The organism is Dietzia sp. SYD-A1 (assembly GCF_015356725.1).
Lineage (GTDB): Bacteria > Actinomycetota > Actinomycetes > Mycobacteriales > Mycobacteriaceae > Dietzia.
In genome coordinates, this window is sequence record NZ_JADDKI010000065.1 from 1 (window position 1) to 6389 (window position 6389).

The 6389-nt window shown below is 70.3% G+C and carries 6 protein-coding genes and 1 pseudogene; 5 read left to right on the forward strand and 2 right to left on the reverse strand.

Features of this window, described 5'->3' with window-relative positions; translation table 11 throughout:
* The coding region (locus tag IY392_RS03425) for an AMP-binding protein (protein ID WP_194860497.1) at nucleotides 1-1516 on the reverse strand (1516 nt) is incomplete at its 3' end.
* Between the two features lie 41 nt (nucleotides 1517-1557).
* Between IY392_RS03425 and IY392_RS03430 the strand changes: the two genes are divergently transcribed.
* The 3 genes from IY392_RS03430 (at nucleotide 1558) to IY392_RS03440 (ending at nucleotide 4301) form a co-directional block, all read left to right on the forward strand.
* The gene (locus IY392_RS03430; protein WP_107757344.1) at nucleotides 1558-2307 is read left to right on the forward strand and encodes a phosphoglyceromutase; all 750 of its coding nucleotides are present in this window, start codon (nucleotides 1558-1560) and stop codon (nucleotides 2305-2307) included.
* A gap of 111 nt (nucleotides 2308-2418) precedes the next feature.
* Entirely contained in the window at nucleotides 2419-3615 is a 1197-nt protein-coding gene (locus IY392_RS03435; protein ID WP_107758216.1) for a cell wall metabolism sensor histidine kinase WalK, read from the forward strand.
* The gene (locus IY392_RS03440; protein ID WP_107757343.1) at nucleotides 3612-4301 is read left to right on the forward strand and encodes a response regulator transcription factor; all 690 of its coding nucleotides are present in this window, start codon (nucleotides 3612-3614) and stop codon (nucleotides 4299-4301) included. Before IY392_RS03435 ends, IY392_RS03440 begins: the two co-directional genes overlap by 4 nt.
* A gap of 26 nt (nucleotides 4302-4327) precedes the next feature.
* On the opposite strand, the gene IY392_RS03445 is transcribed toward IY392_RS03440, so the two are convergent.
* Nucleotides 4328-5176, reverse strand: coding sequence for a hypothetical protein (locus IY392_RS03445; protein ID WP_107757342.1), 849 nt, complete (start codon nucleotides 5174-5176; stop codon nucleotides 4328-4330).
* A gap of 33 nt (nucleotides 5177-5209) precedes the next feature.
* On the opposite strand from IY392_RS03445, the gene IY392_RS03450 reads away from it, so the two are divergent.
* The gene (locus tag IY392_RS03450; RefSeq protein ID WP_107757341.1) at nucleotides 5210-6157 is read left to right on the forward strand and encodes a Ppx/GppA phosphatase family protein; all 948 of its coding nucleotides are present in this window, start codon (nucleotides 5210-5212) and stop codon (nucleotides 6155-6157) included.
* A gap of 1 nt (nucleotide 6158) precedes the next feature.
* Nucleotides 6159-6389: pseudogene (locus tag IY392_RS03455) on the forward strand (hypothetical protein); the annotation flags it as partial.

Genomic DNA, 6389 nt, shown 5'->3' on the forward strand with positions numbered 1-6389 from the left:
CGTCCGGGCCGCGCCGGCCCACCACCGCGCAGTCGGCCACGCCCGGGGCCCTGCGCAGGACCGCCTCGACCTCGGAGGGGTACACGTTGAACCCGCCGGTGACGATCATCTCCTTGATGCGGTCCACCACGTGGAGGAAACCGTCGGGATCCTGGGTCACGACGTCGCCGGTGCGCAGCCATCCGTCGTGGAAGGTCTCGGCCGTGGCCTCGGGGTTTCCCCAGTACCCCGGGAAGACCTGCGGGCCCCTGACCAGCAGCTCGCCGGGCTCGCCCGGGGAGGCGTCGACGGAGGGATCGTCCTTGTGGGAGACGCGGACATCGGTGTCGGGGAAGGGGATGCCGATGCTGCCGGCCCGCCTCGCCGTCGACATGGGATTGCCGACGGTGATGGGGGAGGTCTCGGTCATCCCGTATCCCTCCACCAGCAGGCCCCCGGTCGCGGCCTCCCACCTGCCGATGAGGTCGGCGGGCAGGCTCATCGCGCCAGAGAACGAGTGCCGCACGCCCCGCAGCGAGATCCCCCGCCGGTCGGCCTCCTCGAGGATCTTCGAGTAGATCGGTGGGACTGCCGGGATGAAGGTCGGCAGGTCCTTGGCCAGGATCGGCATGATGAGGTCCATGTCGGGTGTCGGCACGAGTTGCAGCCGCGCGCCCTGGGCGATGCCGAACACCACGCACATCGTCACCCCGTACGCGTGGAACATCGGAAGCGAGGCCAGGAACCGCTCCCTACCCGGCTCGAGCCCGGGCACCCAGGCCTCGCCCATCGTGGCGTTGGCCACCAGGTTGGCGTGCGAGAGGGTGGCCCCCTTGGGCGTGCCGGTGGTGCCGGAGGTGTAGAGGATCAGCGCCGGATCCTCGGCGCGCGGCCGCGGATGGGAGAAGTCCAGCTCCGGCCCGGTCTCCAGATCTCGCCAATCCAGGGTCCCGGGGGCGGGGACCGACAGCTTCGCTCGCGAGGCGCGCAGCGACGGGACGGGCAGGAGCTTCAGCGCCAGGCGCTTGGCCGCGGGGAGTTCGTCGAGCAGGTCGACGGCGATGATGTGCTCGATGGCCGTTCCCGGGCGGTCGGCCAGCTCGCGCACCGTGCCGGCGACGACGTTCCAGGTCACCACCACCCGCGCGCCGTGGTCGGCGAACGGGCCCGCGAGCTCGTCGGCGGTGTAGAGCGGGTTGTGCTCGACCACGATCGCGCCGATCCGCAGCGCGGCGTAGAACACGACGATCCCCTGCGGACAGTTCGGCAACAGCACCGCGACCCGGTCCCCGCGACCCACCCCGAGGCGCCGCAGCCCCTCGGCGGCGCGGCGGACCCGGCTGCCGATCTCGGAGTAGGAGGTCAGGCGGCCGAAGAACTCGGTCGCGGGCCGGTCGGAGTAGGCCCGCACGGCGTCGTCGAACTGATCGATCAGCGTGGTGCTGCCGTACGCGAGGTCGTGCGCGGTGCCCGGGGTGTAGTGGTCGGTCCACGGCCGGTCGGGTCGATCGGGGGTGTTGCCGGCGTCTGTGGTCATGTCTGCACCGTAGTCCTCGTGCGTCGGGTCATAATGGCCGCATGGCTTACGGAACCCTCGTCCTGCTGCGTCACGGTCAGTCCACGTGGAACGCCTCCAACCAGTTCACCGGATGGGTCGATGTGGACCTCACCGACCTCGGACGCGAGGAGGCGGTCCGCGGAGGCAGGCTCCTCGCCGAGGAGGGCATCCTGCCGGACGTCCTGTTCACGTCCCTGCTCCGCCGGGCCATCACGACGGCCAACATCGCGCTCGACGCCTGCGACCGGCACTGGATCCCGGTGGTGCGGCACTGGAAGCTCAACGAGCGTCACTACGGCAGGCTCCAGGGCCTCAACAAGGCGGAGATCAAGGACGAGTACGGCGACGAGCAGTTCATGCTGTGGCGCCGCAGCTACGACACGCCGCCGCCGGCGATCGACCCGGACAACGAGTACTCGCAGTCGGCGGACGCCCGCTACGCCGACCTGCCGGAGGTGCCGCTGACCGAGTGCCTCAAGGACGTCGTGGACCGGTTCATCCCGTATTACGCCGCCGAGATCGCCCCACAGCTGGCGGAGGGCAAGACCGTGATGGTCGCCGCGCACGGCAACTCGCTCCGTGCGCTGGTCAAGCACCTCGACGGCATCTCCGACGAGGACATCGCGGGCCTGAACATCCCCACCGGCATCCCGCTCGTCTACCGCTTCGACGACTCCGGTCTGGTCGCCAACCCGGGTGGCACCTATCTCGACCCGGAGGCCGCGGCCGCGGGGGCCGCCGCAGTCGCCAGCCAGGGCGCCCAGAAGTAGGTGACACTCCGGTGAACACACGGAGAACCCCCGTCCACCTGCGGACTTCCCGCGGATGGACGGGGGTTCTCTGTTGTGGTCGTCGGTTCGCCGCACCGTAGTATCTGGCACGTGCAGGTCAGTTTCGGGATCGCCCTCGCGATCGTCGCCGCGGTGGTCGGCTTCATCGTCGGCGGCTTCGTCGTCCCCCGGTTGCACGCACGCCGTGAGCTCCGGCTGGCCGAGCAGCAGGGGCCGAGCCGGCTGGAGGTCCTGCGGGCGGTGTACCACCAGGCTCCCTACGCGCTGGCCGTGGTGGACCGCCATCAGGACGTGGTGCTCTACAACCGTCGCGCCGCGGAACTGGGGATCGTGGACGACCGGCTCCTGGTGGACCCGGTGTGGAGCGCCGCCGAGGCCACGTTCGCCTCCGGCCAGCCGTCGGCGTTCGACCTTCCCGCCAAGGTCACCGCGGGGCGCCGTCGAATCCCGTCGGTGAGCGGTCGGAGCGAGATCCTCGGCGGTCACCTCGGGCAGTTCGCGGTGGTGTTCGCCGACGACGACTCCGAACAGCGCCGCATGGAGGCCGCCCGACGCGACTTCGTGGCCAACGTGTCCCATGAACTCAAGACCCCGGTGGGGGCGATGGCGGTGCTGGCCGAGGCGTTGCTCGAGTCCAAGGACGACCCGGAGTCGGTCGAGTACTTCGGCGGACGCGTGGTGAACGAGGCCCACAGACTGGGCAAGATGGTCTCCGAGCTCATCGAGCTGTCCCGGCTGCAGGGCGCGGAGCGGATCCGCGATCCCGAGCCGGTGGACGTGGACGCCGTGGTGGACGAGGCGATGCGCCGGTCGGCTGCCGCGGCGGAGGCGGCGGGGATCGAGTTGATCACCGACGCCCCGTCCGGGCTCGAGGTGTCGGGCGACTGGACCCTGTTGGTCACCGCGTTGACCAACCTCATCTCGAACGCCGTCAACTACTCGCCCGAACGCACCCCGGTCTCGATCACCCGGTCACTCGACGGCGACACCGTCATGCTTCGGGTCACCGACCGGGGGATCGGCATCGCGCCCGAGCACCAGACCCGCGTCTTCGAACGGTTCTTCCGCGTGGACAAGGCCCGGTCCCGGGCCACCGGCGGGACCGGACTGGGACTGGCGATCGTCAAGCACGTGGCACAGAACCACAACGGCGCCGTCAGCATCTGGAGCCGACCCGGGACCGGGTCGACGTTCACACTCGAACTTCCGGCCCATGTGGAGCCGGGTGGCGAGGGGCCCCCGGCCCCCGCCGAGCACGACCGACAAGGAGAGGACCAGGTGCCGTGACCAGGGTGCTGATCGTAGAGGACGAGGCCTCGCTGGCGGATCCGCTGGCGTTCCTCCTGCGCAAGGAGGGCTTCGAGGTCACCATCGCCGGCGACGGCCCGACAGCGCTGGAGAGCTTCGACGCGGAGGGCGCCGACATCGTATTACTGGATCTCATGCTCCCGGGCATGTCCGGAACCGACGTGTGCAAGCGGTTGCGCGTGACCTCGAGCGTCCCGGTCATCATGGTGACCGCGCGCGACAGCGAGATCGACAAGGTGGTCGGGCTGGAGTTGGGGGCCGACGACTACGTGACCAAGCCCTACTCCGCCCGTGAGCTCATCGCCCGCATCCGCGCCGTCCTGAGGCGTGGGGCGGACTCGGAGGGCGACCAGGCGGACGACATCGGTGTACTGGAGTCCGGGCCGGTGCGACTGGACATCGAGCGACACACGGTGACCGTCCGCGGAAGTGTGGTGACCCTCCCGCTCAAGGAGTTCGACCTGCTCGAGTACCTGCTGCGCAACTCGGGGCGAGTGCTCACCCGCGGCCAGCTCATCGACCGCGTCTGGGGGTCGGACTATGTGGGCGACACCAAGACGCTGGACGTCCACGTCAAGCGGCTGCGGTCCAAGATCGAACAGGATCCGGGCAAGCCGGTCCACCTGGTGACGGTCCGCGGGCTGGGCTACAAGTTCGAGGGCTGACCGCCGCGCCCGGCCTCCGCGCCGGATCAGGACCCGGAGGCCGCCCGCTCGGTCGCGGGGTGCACCGCGACGATCCCCAACTGGCGGCGGCGCCGGCACGCCGCGGCCAGCACCTCGTAGCAGTCGGCCCCCAGCAGTTCCACCAGCTCGTCGCGCAGCGAGACGAACACCGGCTCGGCACCGACGTGCGCCTCGGGCGAGCCGGTGCAGTACCAGTCCAGGTCCAGCCCGCCGGGGCCCCAGCCGCGGCGGTCGTACTCGGCGATACGGGTGTGGAGGACCTCGACCTCGTCGGCCCGGGTCTCCCATTCCTGCGTCCGGCGGATCGGCAACTGCCAACACACGTCCGGCTTCGACTCGGGCAGGGTGCGGCCCGTCCGCGCCGCCATGTGGTGCAGGGCGCAGCCCGAGCCGGCCGGGAATCCGACGTCGTTGAAGAACACGCACCGACCGCCCAGGCGGCGCGTCCGCAGAGCGGGCTCGGGCTCGCCGTCGTCCCCGGTGAGGTCGTCCTCTTCCAGCCACGGCTCGAGATCGCCGCCCTCGGCCTCCGCCGCCTCCAGCGCGGCCTCGCGGTGCTGCCAGTCGTCGGGACCCAGGAGCTCGACGTTCACCGTCAGGCGGGAGCGGTCGTCGTCGTCACACAGGAATGCGCCGTGTGTGCAGCAGCCCGCGTCGGGCTGCCCGGCCTCGATGCCGTGGCAGGCCGGTGTGCCGAACACGCACGTCCACGAGGACAGCAGCCACGTCATGTCCGCGGACACGAGATGCTGGTCGTTCGCCGGGTCGGGGAACGTGTACCACTCGCGGGGGAAGTCGAGGGGGACTTCCGCGGCGGGCGCGCCCGGGCTGCTGGTGCGTTCGGTGGCGGTCACAACCTGCGACCGTAGACCGTTTAGGGTGGGCGTGTGAGATTAGGTGTCCTGGACGTCGGGAGCAACACGGTCCATTTCCTCGTGGTCGACGCCCATCGCGGGGGGCATCCCACTCCCATGAACGACTCCAAGACGCGTCTACGCCTCATCGAGTACCTCGATGAGGACAACAACATCTCGAAGACCGGCGTCGCCAGGCTCGTCGACGCCGTCAGCGAGGCCGCTGACCTGGCCAAGGCCACCAAGTGCCGCGAGGTCATGGCCCTGGCGACCTCTGCCGTTCGCGACGCCGCCAACTCGGACGCGGTGCTCGAGAAGGTCGAGAAGGAGACCGGGATCGCGCTGCGCGTGCTCTCCGGCGAGGACGAGGCGCGCATGACCTTCCTCGCGGCCCGCCGGTGGTTCGGCTGGAGCGCCGGTCGGATCGTCAACCTCGATATCGGGGGCGGCTCACTGGAGCTGACGAACGGTGAGGACGAACTGCCCGAGTACGCCTTCAGTCTGCCGCTGGGTGCCGGGCGGTTGACGCACGACTGGTTCAAGACCGATCCGCCGGAGCGCAAGCGCATCAACCAGCTGCGCGACTTCATCGACGCCGAGCTGGAGGGCCCCGCCAGGGAACTGCGGGCGGCCGGTGTCCCCGACCTGGCCTGCGCCACGTCCAAGACGTTCCGCACGTTGGCTCGGCTCACCGGTGCGGCGCCGTCGTCGGAGGGTCCGCGGGTCGAGCGGATCCTCACCGCCTCGGGACTGCGGCAGGTGATCGCGTTTATCTCTCGCATGACGGCCGCTGACAGGGCAGAGTTGGAGGGCATCAGCTCTGACCGGTCGCATCAGGTGGTCGCGGGAGCACTGGTGGCGGAGGCGTCGATGAGGGCTCTGGGTTTGGAAAGTGTGAAAATCTGTCCGTGGGCCCTGCGGGAGGGGCTCATTCTGCAGCGTCTCGACCGGGACGCGGGCGGCGACGGGAAGGGGAGCTGAGATGGCCGAGGATCAGGACGGTCAGCAGATCACCGTGGCGGAGCTGCTCAAGCGCATGGGCGCGGAGCAGTCGGACGCGGCCGCACCCAAGGCGCGTCGGCGTCGGCGGGCGGACGAGGGCGGCAGCGGCGTGAGTGTCTCCGAGCTCACGGGCGAGATCCCGCGGATCACCGACGACACCGAGCTCGGCAGCCGCGCCGCGCGTCGCCGCGCCCGTGAGGCCGAGCAGGCC

Coding starts and splice junctions, on each gene's coding strand:
- IY392_RS03430 (WP_107757344.1), top strand. CDS start 1,558: ATGGCTTACGGAACCCTCGTCCTGCTGCGTCACGGTCAGTCCACGTGG.